This window comes from Cupriavidus necator N-1 (assembly GCF_000219215.1).
GTDB lineage: Bacteria > Pseudomonadota > Gammaproteobacteria > Burkholderiales > Burkholderiaceae > Cupriavidus > Cupriavidus necator.
In genome coordinates, this window is the sequence record NC_015723.1 from 272009 (window position 1) to 291407 (window position 19399).

19 protein-coding genes and 1 pseudogene are annotated in these 19399 nt (G+C 64.0%); 14 read left to right on the forward strand and 6 right to left on the reverse strand.

Annotated elements, in window-relative coordinates; translation table 11 throughout:
- Positions 1–10: 10 nt before the first annotated feature.
- From CNE_RS19330 to flgA, 3 genes are all read right to left on the reverse strand, one after another.
- Positions 11–472, reverse strand: a complete 462-nt coding sequence (locus CNE_RS19330) for a flagellar protein FlgN (RefSeq protein WP_013951954.1) — start codon at positions 470–472, stop codon at positions 11–13.
- 5 nt (positions 473–477) lie between these two features.
- Positions 478–786, reverse strand: coding sequence for a flagellar biosynthesis anti-sigma factor FlgM (flgM, locus tag CNE_RS19335; RefSeq protein ID WP_013951955.1), 309 nt, complete (start codon positions 784–786; stop codon positions 478–480).
- A gap of 161 nt (positions 787–947) precedes the next feature.
- On the reverse strand, positions 948–1763 hold the full coding sequence (gene flgA / locus CNE_RS19340; protein WP_013951956.1) for a flagellar basal body P-ring formation chaperone FlgA: 816 nt from the start codon (positions 1761–1763) through the stop codon (positions 948–950).
- Between the two features lie 244 nt (positions 1764–2007).
- On the opposite strand from flgA, the gene flgB reads away from it, so the two are divergent.
- The 14 genes and pseudogenes from flgB (at position 2008) to CNE_RS43080 (ending at position 16603) form a co-directional block, all read left to right on the forward strand.
- Entirely contained in the window at positions 2008–2415 is a 408-nt protein-coding gene (gene flgB / locus CNE_RS19345; protein ID WP_013951957.1) for a flagellar basal body rod protein FlgB, read from the forward strand.
- Between the two features lie 24 nt (positions 2416–2439).
- Positions 2440–2847, forward strand: a complete 408-nt coding sequence (gene flgC / locus CNE_RS19350; protein WP_010812667.1) for a flagellar basal body rod protein FlgC — start codon at positions 2440–2442, stop codon at positions 2845–2847.
- Between the two features lie 55 nt (positions 2848–2902).
- Positions 2903–3574 (forward strand): flagellar hook assembly protein FlgD, encoded by a 672-nt coding sequence (gene flgD, locus CNE_RS19355; protein ID WP_013951958.1) that lies wholly within the window; start codon positions 2903–2905, stop codon positions 3572–3574.
- A gap of 68 nt (positions 3575–3642) precedes the next feature.
- Positions 3643–4884, forward strand: coding sequence for a flagellar hook protein FlgE (gene flgE, locus CNE_RS19360; protein ID WP_013951959.1), 1242 nt, complete (start codon positions 3643–3645; stop codon positions 4882–4884).
- A 26-nt stretch (positions 4885–4910) separates the two neighbouring features.
- Positions 4911–5654 carry a flagellar basal body rod protein FlgF gene (locus CNE_RS19365; protein ID WP_013951960.1) on the forward strand — a complete coding sequence of 248 codons (744 nt, stop codon included), beginning with the start codon at positions 4911–4913 and terminating at the stop codon, positions 5652–5654.
- A gap of 54 nt (positions 5655–5708) precedes the next feature.
- Positions 5709–6494, forward strand: coding sequence for a flagellar basal-body rod protein FlgG (gene flgG / locus CNE_RS19370; RefSeq protein WP_010812663.1), 786 nt, complete (start codon positions 5709–5711; stop codon positions 6492–6494).
- Positions 6495–6505: 11 nt separating this feature from the next.
- Positions 6506–7204, forward strand: coding sequence for a flagellar basal body L-ring protein FlgH (gene flgH / locus CNE_RS19375; protein WP_013951961.1), 699 nt, complete (start codon positions 6506–6508; stop codon positions 7202–7204).
- Positions 7188–8357 carry a flagellar basal body P-ring protein FlgI gene (locus tag CNE_RS19380; protein ID WP_013951962.1) on the forward strand — a complete coding sequence of 390 codons (1170 nt, stop codon included), beginning with the start codon at positions 7188–7190 and terminating at the stop codon, positions 8355–8357. The genes flgH and CNE_RS19380 overlap by 17 nt, the downstream gene beginning before the upstream one ends.
- A gap of 2 nt (positions 8358–8359) precedes the next feature.
- Positions 8360–9403, forward strand: coding sequence for a flagellar assembly peptidoglycan hydrolase FlgJ (gene flgJ, locus CNE_RS19385; protein ID WP_013951963.1), 1044 nt, complete (start codon positions 8360–8362; stop codon positions 9401–9403).
- Between the two features lie 309 nt (positions 9404–9712).
- Positions 9713–10728, forward strand: a pseudogene (locus tag CNE_RS39305) (IS110 family RNA-guided transposase); the annotation flags it as partial.
- Positions 10729–10924: 196 nt separating this feature from the next.
- Positions 10925–12850 carry a flagellar hook-associated protein FlgK gene (gene flgK, locus CNE_RS19395; protein ID WP_013951965.1) on the forward strand — a complete coding sequence of 642 codons (1926 nt, stop codon included), beginning with the start codon at positions 10925–10927 and terminating at the stop codon, positions 12848–12850.
- 46 nt (positions 12851–12896) lie between these two features.
- Complete coding sequence (gene flgL, locus CNE_RS19400) at positions 12897–14126, forward strand: flagellar hook-associated protein FlgL (RefSeq protein WP_013951966.1); 1230 nt, start codon at positions 12897–12899, stop codon at positions 14124–14126.
- Between the two features lie 593 nt (positions 14127–14719).
- Complete coding sequence (locus tag CNE_RS19405) at positions 14720–15163, forward strand: GNAT family N-acetyltransferase (RefSeq protein WP_041228519.1); 444 nt, start codon at positions 14720–14722, stop codon at positions 15161–15163.
- Positions 15164–16309: 1146 nt separating this feature from the next.
- Positions 16310–16603 (forward strand): SOS response-associated peptidase family protein, encoded by a 294-nt coding sequence (locus CNE_RS43080; RefSeq protein WP_407919949.1) that lies wholly within the window; start codon positions 16310–16312, stop codon positions 16601–16603.
- Between the two features lie 363 nt (positions 16604–16966).
- On the opposite strand, the gene CNE_RS19415 is transcribed toward CNE_RS43080, so the two are convergent.
- The 3 genes from CNE_RS19415 to CNE_RS19430 form a co-directional block, all read right to left on the reverse strand.
- Complete coding sequence (locus CNE_RS19415) at positions 16967–17206, reverse strand: DUF2789 domain-containing protein (protein ID WP_013951971.1); 240 nt, start codon at positions 17204–17206, stop codon at positions 16967–16969.
- A 347-nt stretch (positions 17207–17553) separates the two neighbouring features.
- Positions 17554–18252 (reverse strand): hydrolase, encoded by a 699-nt coding sequence (locus tag CNE_RS19425; RefSeq protein ID WP_013951972.1) that lies wholly within the window; start codon positions 18250–18252, stop codon positions 17554–17556.
- 610 nt (positions 18253–18862) lie between these two features.
- Positions 18863–19102, reverse strand: coding sequence for a hypothetical protein (locus CNE_RS19430; RefSeq protein WP_013951973.1), 240 nt, complete (start codon positions 19100–19102; stop codon positions 18863–18865).
- Positions 19103–19399 lie beyond the last annotated feature (297 nt).

Sequence of the window (19399 nt, forward strand, 5' to 3'; positions counted from 1 at the left end):
GGCGATAGCTTCAACCCGCCGCCAGACTCACCCCACCCGCTCCAGCCGCAGCCTTCCCATCCTTCCCATACAACCCCGCATCCCCGCCACTATGCTGGCGCAGCGCCTGGATGGCTTCGCGGGTGAAGTCGAGGTGGGCGTTGACGACGGCGCCGTTCAGGGCGTTGCCGTCGCGCGCGGTGCGGGCGGCGAAGATCAGCTGGCGCCAGGCGTCGGCCACGGCCGGGTCGACCTGGCGGCCGAGCAGCTGGCCTTCGGGGCCGGCGCGCAGGCCCAGCGTGCCCATCTGGGCTTCGCGGGCCTTGAGCTGGCGGGACAGGGCCTGGCCCAGTTCAACCTTGCGCGTCAGCAGTCCGCTCAGGGACTGGAAGTCGCCCCGCTTGAGGGCGTCGCGCTCTTCGGCGAGGAGTTGGCCGAAGGCCTGGATGCCTTCGGTTTCGCGCTGCAGGGACTGGATCAGGCTCTGGTTCATTTGGGCTAGCGGGGTTCGGCCTGGCCAAGCTCGCGCAGGGTCGCGAGCAGGCCGTCGGCAATCTTGCCCGGGTCGATCCTGATCCGGCCCTCGGCGATGGCCTGGCGGATCTCTTCGACCTTGGCGGTGTCGATATCGTCGTCCGTGGGCTGCATCAGGCGGGCGCTGATGTCGCGTACCTGGGCGGCCAGCGGGCTGACGCTCAGGCCGGCGGACGGCGCCGCGGCGCTGGCCGGCGCGGCCTGGGGCCGGGCGGCGGCGTCGCCCGCGGGGGCGTCGGCGGGCCGGGACGAGGCGGTGTGGTTGATCTTCACGGGGCGTTCCTTGCTGGTTTCCTATGGCATTACGGTCGCGCCGGCGAATTCTTTAGGGCGCTCGCCCCGATTTCGCCGCGCAGCGGTTTCGGCGGCATTTTCGCATGCCGCTTGCCACGGGTTTCCAGTCTTTTGGCCACGATCAAGGCACTTACGGTGGGCTACTGCAGCACCACGGTGTCGCCGCTGCGTACCAGCCCGTTGACCACCTGGCCGCTGCGCAGGCGTACCTGCACGGTGTTGCCGGTGGCGGCATCGGCCAGCACCTTGCCTTCGCTGGTGATCTGGAAGGCATCGCCCTCCACGGCCACGGTGACGGTCTGGCCCTGGCGCACGGCGATGGCCTTGCGCAGCAGGTCGGCGCGTATCGGCGAGCCCGCGGCAATACGGTTGGCGGTGACCGCGCCGGCAAGCTGCGCCGGATCGGTGATCACCGCGCGTGGCAGCGTGCCCAGGTCGCCCTGGCGGACTTCGATATCGGCCTGGCTGACCGGCTCGCCCGGGCCCAGCGCGCGTGCGGCGACGTAGTAATCGGTCAGCACCGACACGCGCGCCTGCATGTAGCGCACCCACGGCCGCTCGCCGCCGCAGCGCACGCCGACGGAGACGCGGCCCCACGTCGACGTGCCGGCGGGCAGGAACGGGTCGGGCGCAAGGCAATCCGGCGCGCGGCCGCCCGAAGGCGGCGCCACCTGCACGCTGACCTTGCCCGGCAGGCCGGCGGTCTGCTGCAGCAGGAAGCGTTCGACGGCAACGCGCGCGGGGTCTTCGGCAAAGGGGCTGGCAGCGGGGTTGGCAGCGGGGTTGGCAGCGGGGTTGCCTGCATAAGCAGCCTGCTGCTGGCCGTGCGCGGCCGGCGCCTGCATGGCGACGGACATGACCTGCGCCGGCGCGGCACCGGCGGCGGCCGGCCCAAGCAGGCAGGCCGCCAGCAGGTCTTGCGCCAGGCTGCGGGCGTTGCGGCGATTCTGTTTCATCTGGACTTCCCGGCAAGGACGGCACGGCATGGATGGCATGCCTGGCGCACCGCCCCGTGACTGGCCGCGCGCCCGTTTACATCTGTCATCGGGGTCCCATTGTAGGCAGCCCCTCGCGCGAGGGCAGGCCGAAATGCATGGATTTCCCGTCCTTATTCATCCGATTGGCGTGACAGGTCGCCGCCTAAGATGGCAACCCTGAAGAAGGTCGTTCGCTCCGTTCATGTGAGCAGGGAGATGCCAGATGATTGACAGACTCGACGCGGCACTACGTTTCCAGCAGGAAGCGCTGAGCCTGCGCAACCAGCGGCAGTCGGTGATTGCCTCCAACATCGCGCACGCGGACACGCCCGGCTACAAGGCGCGCGACTTTGATTTTTCCAGCACGCTGGCGCAGAGCGTCGAACGCGGCCACCGCAATGAAGGCATGTCGCTGTCCACCACCTCGATACGCCATCTGCCCGCGCAGGCCCCGGGGCGCGAGGAATTCGACCTGGCCTACCGCATCCCGCTGCAGTCCAGCGTCGACGGCAACACCGTGGAAATGGATACCGAGCGCGTGGCCTTTGCCGACAACGCCGTGCACTTCGAGTCCGGCCTGACGGTGATGAATTCGAAGATCAAGACCATGCTGGCCGCGATCCAGCAATAAATCGAGCAGTAAGGGAGAGAGCGCATGCCGGCAATGAACATCTTCGACGTCGCGGGCTCGGCCATGGCCGCGCAGTCGCAGCGCATGAACGTGACCGCCTCCAACCTGGCCAATGCCGACAGCGTGGTCAGCCCCGACGGCCAGGCCTATCGCGCCAAGCAGGTCGTGTTCGGCATGGCGCCCACGCCGGGGCAGACGGACATCGGCGGCGTGCAGGTGCGAGGCGTGTCGGAAGACCCGTCGCCGCCGCGCATGGTGCACAACCCTACGCACCCCATGGCCAATGCCCAGGGCTATGTGGTGATGCCCAACGTCAACCCGGTGGAAGAGATGGTCAACATGATCTCGGCCTCGCGCTCCTACCAGGCCAACGTGGAAGTGCTCAACACCGCCAAGAACATGATGCTCAAGACGCTGACGATCGGCCAGTGACAAGCCCCGGCCTGTATCGGCAACGCCTCCACCCGCACGCAGACAACGAACCGACATGACAACCACCTCCGCGGTAGGCAGCAACAGCAACACCCAGGGTATCAACGATGCCCTCAAGAGCGGCAGCGCCAGCGCGTCCGAGCTGCAGAACAACTTCCTGACCATGCTCGTCACGCAGATGAACAACCAGGACCCGCTCAACCCGATGGACAACGCGCAGCTGACCTCGCAGCTGGCGCAGATCAGCACGGTCAGCGGCATGCAGACCATGAACGCCACCCTGTCGCAGTTGCTGTCGCAGGTCAGCGCCAGCCGCGCCATGGACTCCGCGGCGCTGATCGGCCATACCGTGATGGTGCCGGGCAAGCAGGTGTCGGTGGCAGGCGGCGTACCGGGCAAGTTTGGCCTGGACCTGCCGTCGACCGCGGATGCGGTCACCGTCGACGTGCTCGACAAGGACGGCAACGTGGTGCGCACCATCGACATGAAGGGGCAGACCGCGGGCGTGCACAACGTCGCATGGGACGGCAAGAACAACGCCGGCGCGGCCGTGGCCGACGGCGACTACACCTTCAAGGTGACCGCCACCGCCAACGGCACCTCGGTGCAGCCGGTGGCGCTGGTCTACGGCAAGGTCCAGAGCATCAGCGGCGACGCCAGCGGCGTGCTGGTGGACCTGGGCGACGGACAGACCGCGAACGTCGACGACGTACGGCGCATTCTCTAAAACGCAGGTGCCGGCAGCGCACAGGCGCCGGCCGGCTTCAATGACAGCCTAGTCAAAAGGAAGCAATCATGGGTTTCGGTCAAGGGGTAAGCGGCCTGAACGCCGCCGCGTCCAATCTGGACGTGATTGGCAACAACATCGCCAATGCCAACACGGTTGGCTACAAGCAATCGGCCGCGCAGTTTGCCGACATCTACGCGGGCACCAAGATCGGCCTGGGCGTGCGCGTGAACTCGGTGGTGCAGTCCTTCAACCAGGGCAATATCGAAGCCTCCGGGCGTGCGCTGGACGTGGCCATCACCAACGGCAACGGCTTCTTCCGCCTGACCAGCCCGGAAGGCGCGGTCTACTACTCGCGCAACGGCCAGTTCCAGCGCCAGGAAGACGGCCGCATCACCAATATGCAGGGCCTGCAGGTGACCGGCTATCCCGCCGGCGTGGCCGGCGGTGCCGGTGTGCAGCCGCAGCCGCTGGTGGTCAGCAACGCGCAGATGGAACCCAAGGCCACCAGCAACATCACGGCCAAGTTCCAGCTGGATTCGCGCAGCAAGGTGCCGGCCAATCCGTTCCCGACGGCAGCCGTGCCGCCGGCGACGACGCCCGCGCCCGACAGCAGCATGTTCAACTACAGCACGGCGATCAACGTCTATGACTCGCTGGGCAACAAGCAGCAGCTGATGGCGTACTTCGCCAAGTCAGGGGGCGCGCCCACTGTTGGCGGCGGCACTGACTGGAAGATGTATGTCACCGACGTCAACGGCAACCCGGTCGGCGGCGCACCGCTCACGCTCGCGTTCGACAACGCCGGCGCGCTGAAGTCGCCCGCGGCCAATGCCGTGACCCTGACCCAGCCGGCCGCCAACGGCGCGCAGGCCATGACGATGGCGCTGGACCTGACCGGCACCACCCAGTTCGGCGCCGACAACGACGTCAAGCAGCTCAGCCAGAACGGCTACACCTCGGGCAGCCTGCTGGGCTTCTCGGTCAATGGCGACGGCACCATCACCGGCAGCTATTCCAACGAGCAGACCAAGCCGCTCGGCCAGATCGTGATGGCCGCATTCGGCAACGTCGAAGGCCTGAAGCCGGAGGGCGACAACGTGTGGTCGGCCACCGGTGCCTCCGGCCAGGCGCTGGTCGGTACGGCCGGCGGCAGCATGGGCACGCTGCGCTCCAATGCGGTGGAAGCTTCCAACGTGGACCTGTCCGGCCAGCTGGTCAACCTGATCGTTGCGCAGCGCAACTACCAGGCCAATGCGCAGACCATCAAGGCGCAGGACACGGTCATGCAGACCCTGGTCAACCTGTGACCGCCACGCTGAGCTGAGCCGCCGCCATGGACCGCATGATCTACACTGCCCTGTCGGGCGCCAAGCAGATACTCGACCAGCAAGCGGCGGTATCGAACAACCTCGCCAACGTCTCCACGCCGGCCTTCCGCGCGCAGGTCAACCTGTACCGCGCGGTGCCGGTGGTGGGGCCGGAGGCGGGGACGCGCGCCTTTACGCTGGCCTCGACCCCCGGCGCCGACATGCGCGCCGGTCCGCTGACCTACACCGGCCGCACGCTGGATGTAGCGCTGCAGGGCAATGGCTGGCTGGTGGTGCAGGCACCGGACGGCACCGAGGCCTACACCCGTGCCGGCGCGCTGCAGGTGGCGCAGGACGGCCAGGTGCAGACCATCTCCGGCCTGCCGGTGATGGGCGACGGCGGTCCGCTGGCGGTGCCGCCAGGCTCGCAGGTAACCATCGGCACCGACGGCACCATCACCGCGCGCGGCCCCGGCGAAGCCTCCGCCGGCCTGGCGCCGGTGGGCCGGCTGCGCGTGGTCAACCCGCCCAACGACGCCATCGCGCGCGGCGATGACGGCCTGTTCCGCCTGCGCCCCGGCGCCCAGCCGCTGGAGGCCGATCCCACTGTGCGCGTGATCTCGGGCGCTCTGGAAGGCAGCAACGTCAACCCGACCGAAGCCATGGTCGAGATGATTGCCAATGCCCGCCGCTTCGAGATGCAGATGAAGATGATCCAGGGCGCCGACGGCAACGAGCAGCGCGCCAACCAGCTGCTCTCGACCAACTGACCTGAATGACTGACCGGCACGGCGCGCCGTGCCAGGACCAACGCAAGGACCACCATGATCCGCTCTCTCTGGATTGCCAAGACCGGCCTCGATGCGCAGCAGACGCAGATGGACGTGATCTCGAACAACCTGGCCAACGTGTCGACCAACGGCTTCAAGCGCGGCCGCGCGGTGTTCGAGGAACTGATGTACCAGACCATCCGCCAGCCCGGCGCGCTGTCGTCGGACCAGACCACGCTGCCTTCCGGCATGCAGCTGGGCACCGGCGTGCGCCCCGTGGCCACCGAGCGCATCCACACCCAGGGCAACCCGCAGCAGACCGGCAATGCCAAGGACGTGGCCATCCTGGGCCAGGGCTTCTTCCAGGTGGCGCTGCCCGACGGCACCACCGCATACACGCGCGACGGCTCGTTCCAGGTGGACCAGAACGGCCAGCTGGTGACCTCCAGCGGCTTCGTGATCCAGCCCGCCATCACCATTCCGGCCAATACGCTGTCGATGACCATCGCGCGCGACGGCACCGTGTCGGTGACGCAGCCGGGCTCCAGCGCCAACGTGCAGGTGGGGCAGCTGCAGCTGGCCACCTTCATGAACCCAGCCGGCCTGGAAAGCATGGGCGAGAACCTGTACGTGCAGACCGATGCCTCGGGCGCGCCCAACACCACCGTGCCGGGCCTGAACGGCGCTGGCGTGGTGCAGCAGAACTACGTGGAAGCGTCCAACGTGAACGTGGTGGAAGAACTGGTCAGCATGATCCAGACGCAGCGCGCGTATGAGATCAACAGCAAGGCCGTGCAGGCATCCGACCAGATGCTGCAGCGCCTGTCGCAACTGGGTTGATTGGTGTGAACATGGCCACCTTGCTTTCCCGCCTAGGCGCGCATGCGCTGGTTTGCCTGGCCGGCGTGGCAATGCTGGCCAGCGGCGGCTGCGCGCTGATGCCGCGCGAGCCGCTGGTGCAACTGCCCACCACCGCGCGCGCAGAGCCGCGGCCGATGGGCCCGGCTTCCGGCTCGATCTACCAGTCGTCCTACGCCGGCAACCCGCTGTTCGAGGACCGGCGTCCGCGCTATGTGGGCGACATCCTGACGATCCTGATCACGGAGAACGTCAACGCCAGCAAGAATTCCGGCACCAATGCCAGCCGCACCGGCAACACCGCGCTGGCGTTCGACGCCGTGCCGCGCGCGCTCAGCGGCCTGTTCAACAGCAGCAGCAACGCCAGCATCAACGGCGCCAACACCATGAAGGCCAGCGGCGGCGCCAGCGCGGCCAATACCTTCAACGGCACCATCACCGTGACCGTGCTGGAGGTGCTGACCAACGGCAACCTGGTGGTCTCCGGCGAAAAGCAGATGGCCATCAACCAGGGCGCCGAGTTCATCCGCTTCTCCGGCGTGGTCAATCCGCGCACGATCACCGGCGACAACGCCGTGCTGTCGACGCAGGTCGCCGATGCGCGCATCGAATACACCGCCAAGGGCGTGATCGACGAAGCGCAGAACATGGGCTGGCTGCAGCGCTTCTTCCTCAATGTTTCTCCGTTCTGACCGCGCCATGTCCGCTCCCATGCTCGCCCGTTTTCTGTCCCGCCTGCTGCGCCTGAGCGTGATCAGCCTGGCGCTGGGCGTGGCCTTCGGAGCCTTTGCCACCGTTGCCAAGGCCGAACGCCTGAAGAACCTGGCCACGTTCCAGGGCGTGCGCGAGAACCCGCTGGTGGGCTACGGCCTGGTGGTCGGCCTGGACAACACCGGCGACCAGACCATGCAGACGCCGTTCACCACGCAGAGCCTGACCAACATGCTCTCGCAGCTGGGGATCACGCTGCCGGCCGGCAAGAACATGCAGCTCAAGAACGTGGCGGCGGTGATGGTGACCGCCTCGCTGCCCGCGTTCGCGCAGCCCGGCAGCCAGCTGGACATCGTGGTGTCGTCGATGGGCAATGCCAAGAGCCTGCGCGGCGGCACGCTGCTGATGACCCCGCTCAAGGGCGCCGACGGCCAGGTCTATGCCATCGCCCAGGGCAATATGCTGGTGGGCGGCGCGGGGGCGTCGGCCAACGGCAGCAAGGTTCAGATCAACCAGCTGGCGGTGGGGCGCATCGCCAACGGCGCGATCGTGGAGCGCGCGGTGGCGCCGTTCCAGCCAGATGGCGGCGTGCTCAACCTGGAACTGAAGGATACCGATTTCGGCACCGCCGAGCGCGTGGTGGAAGCCATCAACCGCTCCATGGGCGGCGGCGTTGCCGCGGCGCTGGACGGGCGCGTGGTGCAGGTGCGTGCGCCGGCGTCGGCGGCCGCGCGCGTGGGCTTCCTGGCCCGCATAGAGAACATCGACGTGACCCCGGCCAAGGCCGCGGCCAAGGTGATCCTGAACGCCCGCACCGGCTCCATCGTGATGAACCAGGCCGTGACCGTGGAAGACTGTGCGGTCGCGCACGGCAACCTGTCGGTGGTGATCAACACGCAACCCGTGATCAGCCAGCCCGCGCCATTTAGCGAAGGGCGGACGGTGGTGGCGCCGGTGTCGCAGATCGACATGAAGCAGCAGGGCGGCTCGCTGCAGATCGTCAAGGCGGGCGCCTCGCTGGCCGCCGTGGTCAAGGGGCTGAACGCGCTGGGCGCAACTCCGGCCGACCTGCAGACCATCCTGGAAGCCATGCGCGCGGCCGGGGCGCTGCGTGCCGAGCTGGAAGTGATCTGACCATGAACACGGCACGACCCCCGCAGGCGGCGGAGCTGACGCAGCGCTTCGCGCTGGACACGCAGGGCTTCGAGGCGCTCAAGCGCAGCGCGCGCGGCGGCGCCGACGCCAATACGCTGCAAGCCGTCGCCAAGCAGTTCGAGGCGGTGTTCACGCAGATGGTGCTCAAGAGCATGCGCGATGCCACGCCGCAGGACGGCCTCTTCGACAACGAGCAGAGCAAGCTCTATATGTCGATGATGGACCAGCAGCTTGCGCAGCAGATGTCGTCGCGCGGGATCGGCCTGGCCGATGTGATGGTGCGCCAGCTGGCGCGTGCCACGGGCACGGCGATGCCGGCCGGCATGAGCGCCATGAGCCCGGCCGAGTCAGGCAAGGCGGCCGATGCCGAGATGGCAAGGCTGCTCGACAGCCGCGGCGCCGGGGCGGTCCCGGCCGACGCCGGCGAGCAGGCCGACCTGCCGGCGCTCGGTACCATCGTGCCGGGGCAGAACTGGAATCCCACGGCCGGCCTGCGCCAGTACCAGCCGCAGTGGTACGCGGACCGCGGCCAGGGTGAGGACAAGCTGGGACGGCTGCCGGACGACGCGCCGGCCCACGTCAGCGCCTTTGTCGCCCGCATGGCCGGACCCGCGGAAGCCGCCGCGCGCGCCAGCGGCGTGCCGGCGCGGCTGATCGTAGGCCAGGCCGCGCTGGAATCCGGCTGGGGCCAGCGCGAGATCACGCACGCCGACGGCTCTACCACCTTCAATGTCTTCGGCATCAAGGCCGGCGCCAGCTGGAAGGGGCGCGTGGCGGAGATCACCACCACGGAATATGTCGACGGGCAGCCGCAGAAGGTGCGGGCGAAGTTCCGTGCCTATGGCTCGTATGACGAGGCTTGTGCCGACTATGCCCGCCTGCTGACGAACAACCCGCGTTACGCGGGCGTGGTCAGCGCGGCGTCTGCTGAAGAGGCGGCGCATGGCCTGCAGCGCGCGGGCTATGCCACCGATCCGGCGTACGGGCACAAGCTGGTGAAGATCATGAAGAAGGTGGCGGCCTGAGGGCAGGGGTGTTGCCCTAGCGCCGGCCGTAGCTGACACCGTATGGTCGCGGCACCCCTCTCCCGCCTGGCGGGAGAGGGGTGGGGGAGAGGGCAGGAGCGTCCCTTGCAAGAGAGGATATCGCGAGGCACAGGCCTACCCTCTCCCCCGGCCCCTCTCCCGCAAGCGGGAGAGATGGTATGAACACCGCCGCCCTTCGGGGCTAGCGTAGGCACTCGGCCGGAAATGCAAAGGGGCTCTCGCTTGACCGACGGCATCGATGTGCCAAGGTGAAAGTTCGACCAATCACTTGAGGTAAGGAGAGCCCGAATGAATGCTACGACATACGGACTGGATATTGCAAAGTCGGTTTTCCAGATGTATTGGGTAGACCCCTCGACTGGCCAGATCCATAACCAACGCTTCTCCCAGCCCCGGCTGATTCAGTTTCTGTCCAACTGTCCGGCCGGTCACTTTGCCCTGGAGGCTTGCGGCGGCTCACACTGGTGGGCGCGCAAGATCCAAAGTTTGGGGATCAAGCCACCCTGCTCAATCCGCGCTATGTCCGCTCGTTCGTACGCACCAACAAGACTGATGCTGCCGATGCGCGTGCCATATGGACGGCTGCACTCCAACCGGGGATGCCCAGCGTGCCGGTAAAGACTGAGGCCCAGCAGGCTCTGCTGGGCTCGCACCGGATTCGCTCCGAGCTGGTCGACACGCGTACACGGCGAGTCAATCAGCTTCGCGGATTGCTGGGCGAATTCGGGCTGCACTTCACCGCAGGTCGCCACGCCGGGTTGGCCGAAATACGCGCCCGTCGGGAAGAAATTGAGAACGCCGTGCCGCCTGTGCTGTGGTCGGCCTTGGCCCGGCAACTGGATGAAATCCGGCGTGAGGATGAGCAAATCCTGGAAATAGAGCGCGAGATCGCCAACTGGCTGCGCAGCCATCCCGCGGGGCAGACCGTCGAAGAGATTCCGGGCATTGGTCCGATTACCGCCTCGGCCCTGGTGGCGACCATGGGCTCTGCCCAAGCCTTCCGCTCAGGCAGAGCCTTCGCGGCAAGCTTGGGTCTGGTGCCAAGACAGTCGGGCTCTGGCGGCAAAGTACAGTTGGGCGGGATCAGCAAACGGGGCGACCCATACCTGCGGCGCCTGCTCATCCATGGGGCTCGCATCGTGCTGACCCGATCCAGAAAACGGCCGGCCTGGGCTGAAGCCCTGCTGGCACGTCGCCCCACCCCCTTGGGCCACCAAGCCCGCCATGAGAGATTAGGACGTTCCCAGCTACTTCCATCGAGGCCGCAGTCATATCACCGCACAAGGCCGGATATAGGACCGCAGCCGATACCTAACACGTCAAAACACTTAACCCAAACCTTGGCATCCGGGCGGTGTTCATATAAGGGGAGCAAACCTGCAGGATCTGGAGAACGCCACTTCCACACCTAAAGTCCCGCCCCCAACCAGCCGATAACTTCCACATCCACCACCGCCGGCCCTCGCCGCGGCAGTCCCATCCATCCGGGGTCAGAGCACAATGTCTCTCTTCAGTATTGGTCTTTCCGGCCTGAACACCGCGCAGAACGCGCTGACGACGACCGGCCACAACTTTGCCAATTCGGCGACCGAAGGCTATTCGCGCCAGAACACCATCGTGGCCTCGGCCGGCGGCCAGTACACCAGCCAGGGTTTCTATGGCTTCGGCTCCAACACCACCACGGTGACCCGCGTCTATGACGAGTTCCTGACCGGCCAGCTGCGCGGCGCCACCTCGGCCAGCGCATCGCTGGCGGCGTACTCGGACCAGATCGCCCAGATCGACAACCTGCTCGCCGACCAGAAGGGCGGCCTGGCGCCGCTGATGCAGAAGTTCTTCGCGGCGGTGCAGGCCGTGGCCGACACCCCCGCCGATCCGGCAGCGCGCCAGGGCATGCTATCGGCCGGACAGGCGCTGGTGGGGCAGGTGCGCTCGGCCAGCAACTACTTCAAGCAGCTGCAAGCGGGCGTCAATGAGCAGGTCGGCACCGCCGTCACGCAGGTCAACGCGTATACCAAGCAGATTGCCAACCTGAACCAGGAAATCACCCGCCTGAAGGCTGCCTCCGGCGGCCAGCCGCCCAACGATCTGCTGGACCAGCGCGACCAGGCCGTGGCGGAGCTGACCAAGCTGGTCGGCGCCAAGGTGGTGGTGCAGGACAGCGGCACCTACAACGTCTTCGTCGGTAACGGCCAGCCGCTGGTGATGGGCAATGACGCGTACGCGCTGAAGGCGGTTGCCTCGGCGGCCGATCCCAACCGTACCGTGGTGGCCTATACCCTGCCCAACGGCAATGTGTTCGAGAGCGAGCCGGGCGCGATCACCGGCGGCTCGCTGGGCGGCCTGCTGCAGTTCCGCACCGAATCCCTGGACGCGGCGCAGAGCGCCATCGGCCGGCTGTCGCTGGCGATCGGCCAGAGCTTCAATGCGCAGCACGAGCTGGGCATTGACCTGAACGGCGCCATTGGCACCGACATGTTTGCACTGGGTGGTGCCACCGCCATCCCCAACGCCAACAACACCGTGAAAACCACGGTGGCAACGGCCAAGATCGCCAATGCCTCGGCCCTGACCACCAGCGACTACAAGCTGCAGTTCGACGGCACCAACTACACGCTGACGCGCCTCTCCGACAACCAGCAAGTGGTCGCGCCGGTGCCCGCCGGCGGCGCCAGCTATCCGCTGCAGTTCAGCGCCGACGGCTTCACCGTCGAGATCAATGCGGCGATGGGCACCAACGATTCGTTCACGATCCAGCCCACGCGCAATGCCGCCACCGGCTTCGACATGGCGATCAGCGACCCGGCCAGGATCGCCGCGGCATCGCCGGCACACGTCGAAGCGGGAGCCTTGAACAAGGGCAGCGGCACGGCGAGCCTGAGCAACGTCGCGCCCGGCTTTACACTGCCGGCCGCCAATATCACTGCCGAGTTCGACGGCAGCCTCAACAAGTACGTCTTCAAGGTTGGCGGCACCGCGATGGCGCCACAGCCGGTGGGCGTAGCCAACGGCAGCAATACCGACTTCACCCTCAACGGCCTGACCTTCAGCTTCGGCGGCACGCCCAAGGCCGGCGACACCTTCACGCTGGTCAGCAACGCTGGCGCGGTCAAGGACAACGGCAACATGCTGGCGCTGGCCAAGCTGCAGAACGCCAAGACTATCGGCGGCGTGTCCAGCTTCAGCGAAGGCTACGCGCAGCTGGTCAACGACGTCGGCACGCGCGCCAAGTCGGTCAAGATCGCCTCGGCCTCGCAGGACAGCATCACCACGCAGATCAAGACCGCGCAGCAATCGGTGTCCGGCGTCAACATGGACGAGGAGACTGTGTCGATGCTGCGCTTCCAGCAGCTGTACCAGGCCAATGCCAGGGTGATCCAGACGGCCGGCACGCTGTTCGACACCATCATCGGCATCGGCAGGTAAGCGGCGGCACCCAAAAGCGTCAGCAGAGTCAGAAGAGGTAACCAATATGCGCGTTGCAAGCTCCACCCTGTACCAGCAAGGCCTGGCTTCGATGAACTACCAGCAGGGCTCGCTGCTGCATATCCAGCAGCAGCTCGGCACCGGCCGCAGCATCCTGACGCCGTCCGACGATCCCGTCGGCGCCACCCGCGCGCTGGGCGTGAGCCAGGCACAGGCCGTCAACGGCCAGTACGCAACCTCGCGCAAGCAGGCCAATATCGCGCTGGCCGCGGAAGAGAACGCGCTGCAGTCCGTGACCACCGTCACGCAGAACATCCAGACGCTGCTGGTCCAGGCCGGCAACGGCACCATGAGCGATGCCGACCGCGGCTCGCTGGCCACGGCGCTGGAAGGCCTGTATAACCAGCTGGCGGGACTGGCCAACTCCGACGACGGCAACGGCCAGTACCTGTTCGGCGGCACCCGCTCCGGCAGCGCGCCGTTCACGCAGAGCACGGGCCCCGGCACCTACATCGGCGACAACGGCCAGCAACTGCTGCAGGTCGATGTGGCGCGCCAGATGCCCGCCGGCAACACCGGGCGGGAAGTGTTCATGAGCGTGACCGGCGGCGCCGGCTATGTTGTCAAGGGCAATGCCAACAACACCGGCAGCGCCACGTTCGGCACGGTGTCGACCACGAACCCCAGCGATCCCAACTATGGGCTCTCGATGGAGGTCAAGTTTGCGACCAATGCCAGCGGCCAGATGGAATACACCATCACCGACCTGTCGGCAGGCACGACCCCCGCACCGGTCGTGAAGGGCCCCGTTGCCTACACGTCGCCAGCCCATATCGACGTCGCCGGCGTCAGCTTCAACGTGACCGGCGACCCCAAGGACGGCGACACCATGACCATGGATCCCGCCAGCAAGGCCGGCACCGACATGTTCGCCAACCTGCAGACGGTGATCGACACGCTGCGCCAGCCCACCCCCAACAACAGCGATCGGGCCCATCTTGGCAACGTCATCTCCACCGCCACGCGCCAGTTCTCCAACTCGCTCGACAACGTTCTGACCGTGCGCGCATCGGTGGGCTCGCGCATGAATGAACTGGATGCGCTGGACGACGTGGGGTCCAATCGCGACCTGACCTATGCGCAGACGCTGTCGGGGCTGCAGGATCTGGATTACGCGAAGGCGATCACCGAGTATTACCAGCGGCAGACAGCGCTGCAGGGGGCGCAGCAGTCGTTTATGCAGATTCAGGGAATGAATTTGTTTAAGTATTTGTAAGGCGGGTGGGGCGCCCGATATTGAGGAAGTGGCAATGAAAAATACATAACTGCGAAAACCACAAATAAATAGGTGCTCAGCACATCCAAATCAGGCTGTATTCCTTGTCCAGTAAGGCTGGCAGCTATATTTTTGCGATGATGCGCACTAGACGTTCCGGAGCATCACCCGCGGCTCCGCAGCGCTCAATGTAGATTCCTATTTCTTTATCGCAGTGAGTGCTTGCAAACTGTTATGTGGCCCTTCGTCGATATTATGACGTGAAATTAATCTGACTTATATCAGAGTTAAGAGTGGCAATGTGCGTTGAAGAACATTGATGACTCAGTCGGGTGAAAGAATTTATCTCCACTAGGACATACTGTCTAGAAGAGCGAGCTTTTAGCACGACGCGTTTTCGGGGGACTTTTATTGTGGTTAGCAGGACCGCCTTTTGATGAAGAGGCAGAAAATGTGACAGTATATTCCTCAGTCATTGACGTATGACACTGGCCGATATAGCAAATCGGGAAGACGCGCGGATGCACGGCGCACCTTTGTGAGGTGATACGCTCAATCGGTCGTACGCACGTCGGGAGGCCAGGATAAAAAGAATGATAAAAGACATGCGAATCCGGGCAGCCGTCCCTGCAGATATGCAGGCCGTCTCGCAGGTGCTCCACTCCTGCGGTTTGCCCATCAGCGATATGGACCACTTGTCCCGCCTCTTCAGTCTGGCGGTCCTAGGGGAAAAGGTAATCGGTTGCGCCTGCGGTGAAATATATGGCGAGACGGTCATCATCCAATCCGTTGCGGTTCTAGCGGAGTGTCGGGGCCACCAGGTTGCCACTCATCTTGTCGGGGCTGTCTTGATGCGTGCCCGCGCCCATGGCTGCACCAAGGCTGCGGTGCTCACGTCTGAATATCCCGCATTCTTTGCCCGCTTTGGGTTCACACTCACCGCCGTCGGCGAGATGCCGCAAGAAATGCAGCTATCGAAGGAGTTCGTTCGACGCTTCGGCGCGAGAACGCATTGCATGTGCCGGCGACTCGATTGACGAATTCATTGGTAGAGCTTGCATCAAGCTCAATCAGCCTGGCAAAAAGAAGGCCCGTGAGGCGCGAACCTCAGCGGGCACTATCAATCGGTCTTTCGACCACGCAGAGAAGGAGATTGCAGCTGTTGCGGAGATACCCAACCAAGCTGTTTAAGAGTAAGGCAAGCCGAAGCAAATTGCTAGGCATGCGGACCGTTCAATCTTGAAACGCAGCCCGAACTTCGCCATGACGCTCGCAGCAATATGGTTCTGAGGAACGTTTAGATGCAGCCACGACTGAAAGTCGACTTACATTTCCGCTGTCGTCTTATACAACCGCCGAGTGAACAGGCCGTCAAACGAGATAGTTGAGAGTTGCCGGGAACAATTCCCGAACGTGCGCCGCTGGTTCTGCGAAATCAGGACCTGATTGGCCTCATTGCTTGCGTGCCCTAACAACGAGTTGATTTGAATGGAGCGACCGAGGTTGTCGGGTTCATGCGACATCTCAGTGGACATTTTAGATTCCCCCGCCCCCCTCGTTAGTGGGACCCATTTTCGGGCATTGTCGATTGCTGCTCACGCCGCAGCGGCCTATGATGGATTGCAAATATTGCACCACACAGGTATCTGGTCATGGCTACTGTCGCCTTGGTCGCATATGGAGGTGGCGCTCGGGTATCGGGGGTCAAATGGACGACGAGGGCTACAAGCCTTGGCGGCGTCGCTGGTTGCGCTTGCATTCGCGGTCGCTGCTAGCTAACTCGCTGGCATTGGCGGCGGAGGTCGAGCTGGAGGCGTATCTAAGAGAAATGCGCACCGCCTACCGCAACTATGGCGACTTCACTGAGAATGAGATTGACTTCATTTTTCGGCGAGTTCGTCGAGGCATCCAACGGATGCCGACGCCTCACAGCGCACCGCAGTGCGCGCGGCGAGCGCGTGGACGAATCCGGGCACTTGGCCAGCGTTTAATGACGGAGGCTGCATGGCTCAATGCACGTGTGCCGTAGTACTCGAGCGGCCCAACCACGAACTTTATTTTTCGGCAAATCCAGTCGCCAGGGCGCATTGCCCTAGCTCCTTCTCCGCGCCAACTGGCCGGAGGCCTGAAGAACAGAGAACCCCAAAACCGGTCGCAAAGGTGGACCTTGTTTCCTAGCAGCCTTGGCATATTGGGCACCTGGCGTATCCGTTCAGCCGGAGGGGGCAGGTTTTGTCCTCATTACCGACGATGCCAAAGGAGGTCTAACCGATGTCAATGACAGCCGGCCTGTCGTACTGTCTGGCGTGAATGCCGCAGCATGGGTAGACCCAGAGTTAACGCCTCGGGGAGCGTCAGTGTTGATGCACCAGCATTGCCTCCCCGCCGAAGCCTTCCAGTGGTGGGAAGTAGGCGTGGCAATCGGCAACGTGCCGAATCAGGGCAAGGAACTGATACGGAGCGTTGCCGCAGTTTGAGCAGTCCCTGGGGACAGATACGACTGATATTTCCTCTCGGCCATGGCATTTGCGGTAGAGGACGCGCTTTACTACTTGCTGGTCTTCTTCACTTTCTCCTTTGGCAAAGCAGATGGGGCTTCGGGTTCGGAAACGAAGGAAGTCGGGGCCACCGTACCAGGCGTTGCTGTTGCGCTTGTCTTGTCGGTGGCCTGGACCTGGGTTGCTTGACCGCTACAAGACTGAAACAAACAGCGCGGCGACTGTTCGACCGCCGCAGGGTCCTGCGGCGAGCGGAGCAGCATTCGTGTCAATACACCGGTTCCGTGCAGCAACAGCATTGGCCTCAGTCAGGAATTGGAGCAGGTCTCCAGCACCGTTCCGTCAAGCAGTTGTGCGCAACGCAAGATTCAATTGGTCCACGGCCTGTGCCCAGTCTGCATCCTCGTCAAATTCGTCGCGCAGCAAGGCTGCCTGGGCCGGCGTCCAGAATGGTGCTTCCCAAAGATTGATGTCTTGCGGTAACGGCGAATGCTTTGCAATGAACGCAAGGATGTCCGCTTTGCTGGATGGCAAACCGAGCTGGGCGAACAGGTCAGAAAACTGGTGAAATGGGGTGTCCATGGGAAACGTCCGGGAAGCGGGGTTTTGGCGGATGAAATGAAAGTGTGGCCGTAGGACTGCGCTTTTCTTACCAGGGAGCGGCGCTCGCGTTAAAGGGCTGTTCTGCCCAGCTATGCATGGCCCGCGCAATCAGCGCGCAAACGGCGAGGGTGCCTGAGACAACGCCCAGTGACGAAGACGTGTGGGCGTGTGCATTAAAGCCGGTAAGGAATGCAAACGCCGCCATTTCCCACTTTGTGGCGATCTTCTTGTCGTGTGTCATTTTTCAGTGAGCCGTGGCGGCGTTGCAGCCGAAGGTTGTATGGCGCCGAAAACTACAGAAAGCTTTCGGCGCAGACTGGAGTTGTTTAGTTCTCGATCACTGGCGCATGCACGGGCGCGATCGACTCGTGCGTGGTTGCAGTACGTTGCGCGGCCTTGTGGACCATCGTGTAGGCATAGTCCACGCCCATGCCGTAGGCGCCAGAGTGTTCCTTGACGAGCTTCATCACGGCGTCATAGGTATCGCGGTGTGCCCAGTCACGCTGCCATTCGAGCAGCACCTGCTGCCAAGTCACCGGTACCACGCCGGCCTGGATCATGCGCTGCATCGCGTAGTCGTGGGCTTCTTTGGTCGTGCCGCCCGAGGCATCGGCCACCATGTAGATTTCATAGTCGCCTTCGAGCATCGCACTCAGGGCGAAGGTGGTATTGCAGACTTCGGTCCACAGGCCTGCCACGACGATCTTCTTGCGGCCATCAGCGGCCAGCGCGTCGCGCACCTTCTGGTCATCCCAGGAATTCATCGAGGTGCGCTCCAGCGTTTCCTTGCCGGGGAACACGTCCAGGATCTCTGGGTAGGTATAGCCGGAGAACGACTCGCTCTCCACCGTGGTGATGGTGGTCGGCACGTCGAAGATCTTGGCCGCCTTGGCCAGGCCCACGACGTTGTTCTTCATGGTCTGGCGGTCCATCGACTGCACGCCAAAGGCCATCTGGGGCTGATGGTCGATGATGATCAGTTGGCTGTTGTGCGGGGTCAGGACTTCCAGCTTGGCGTTCGACATGATTTCTCTCCAAAAAATTTGATTCAACGATTTGAGTTTTGGTTGCCGGCGTGAATTCGCAAAACTGCGTTGTTGCGCTCTCCATGTGCGGAACTATACCGATCGACACATCCCAGAGAGCGGCCTATCTCCGCAATAGTTATTCAAAAAAATTGAATTCCGTTCGTCGAGACGCGAGAGAACCCTGTCTTGGTGGGTCCATCGCCCTTGGAAGAAGCGCAACATGAGTTCCGCGGCGTCGAGCGTCATCGTCTTGCAAGTGCGTACCTTGTTAAGGTCGCTGGGTGACCAGCCGTTTGTTGAAAATCGCCGCGCGAGCGATATAGCGCGACAAATAGGGAGCAGGTCCCTACGAATGGACGACCGGCGTAGACCGCCCAATCACATGTGCGTATGCAAGGCACTGGGTGAAGCCGGATGGCCAGAGTGGCCGCCGAAGAAGTGCAACCGGCCACCGGCGATACGCCACGTCGAGAGCTTCGAAGTAGCGGCGGCAGCCGTAAAGTACTGCCTCGTTGTACTAGGCGATGGCCTTAATGGGTGCCGGCAGCGGCAAGAGCGCCAATTGTCGACCCTGTGAGCCGCAGCGCGTACATCGTCACCGGCTCGTCTACAAGGCTTTCAGTGCGCGGCAAAGGAAGTGAGCGGCGCGAACCGCCAGGTCGAAGGACGGGTCACGCGCCAGTTCGCGACCGGCCACGCAAATGATCCAGTCTCCCCTTTTGCGTTCGCAGCTCATCATCTGGTCTTCCATCTGATCTGAGAACCAGCGCCACAACGTCGCGTCTTGTTCATTGGCATGGGCCGCTGCCTGGAGCTGGGCCGTCTTTAAGCAGATGTTGCCATTCATGGAATCTCCGTGTTTGCTCATCCCGTGTCTGTCTCAAGTGCCGGGCTAGCGCGGCCAAATGTTGACTTGGGGCTTGTGCACTTTATTCGGATGAGCCCACAGTTTCCATCGTCTTCTGGTATGACTGGCCTACACGCTTGGCGCGTCTGTAACGTATTCGGCATCCAGGCCGGCAAGCATGTCGCGATCTGCTTGAAGATCGGGGGGCGATATCAGCAGCCTTAATTCCTTCGGAGTTGGCGATGATAGTATGTTCTCCAGGCAGTCGTCTGACTGCGGGAAGGCGGGCGCTTTACG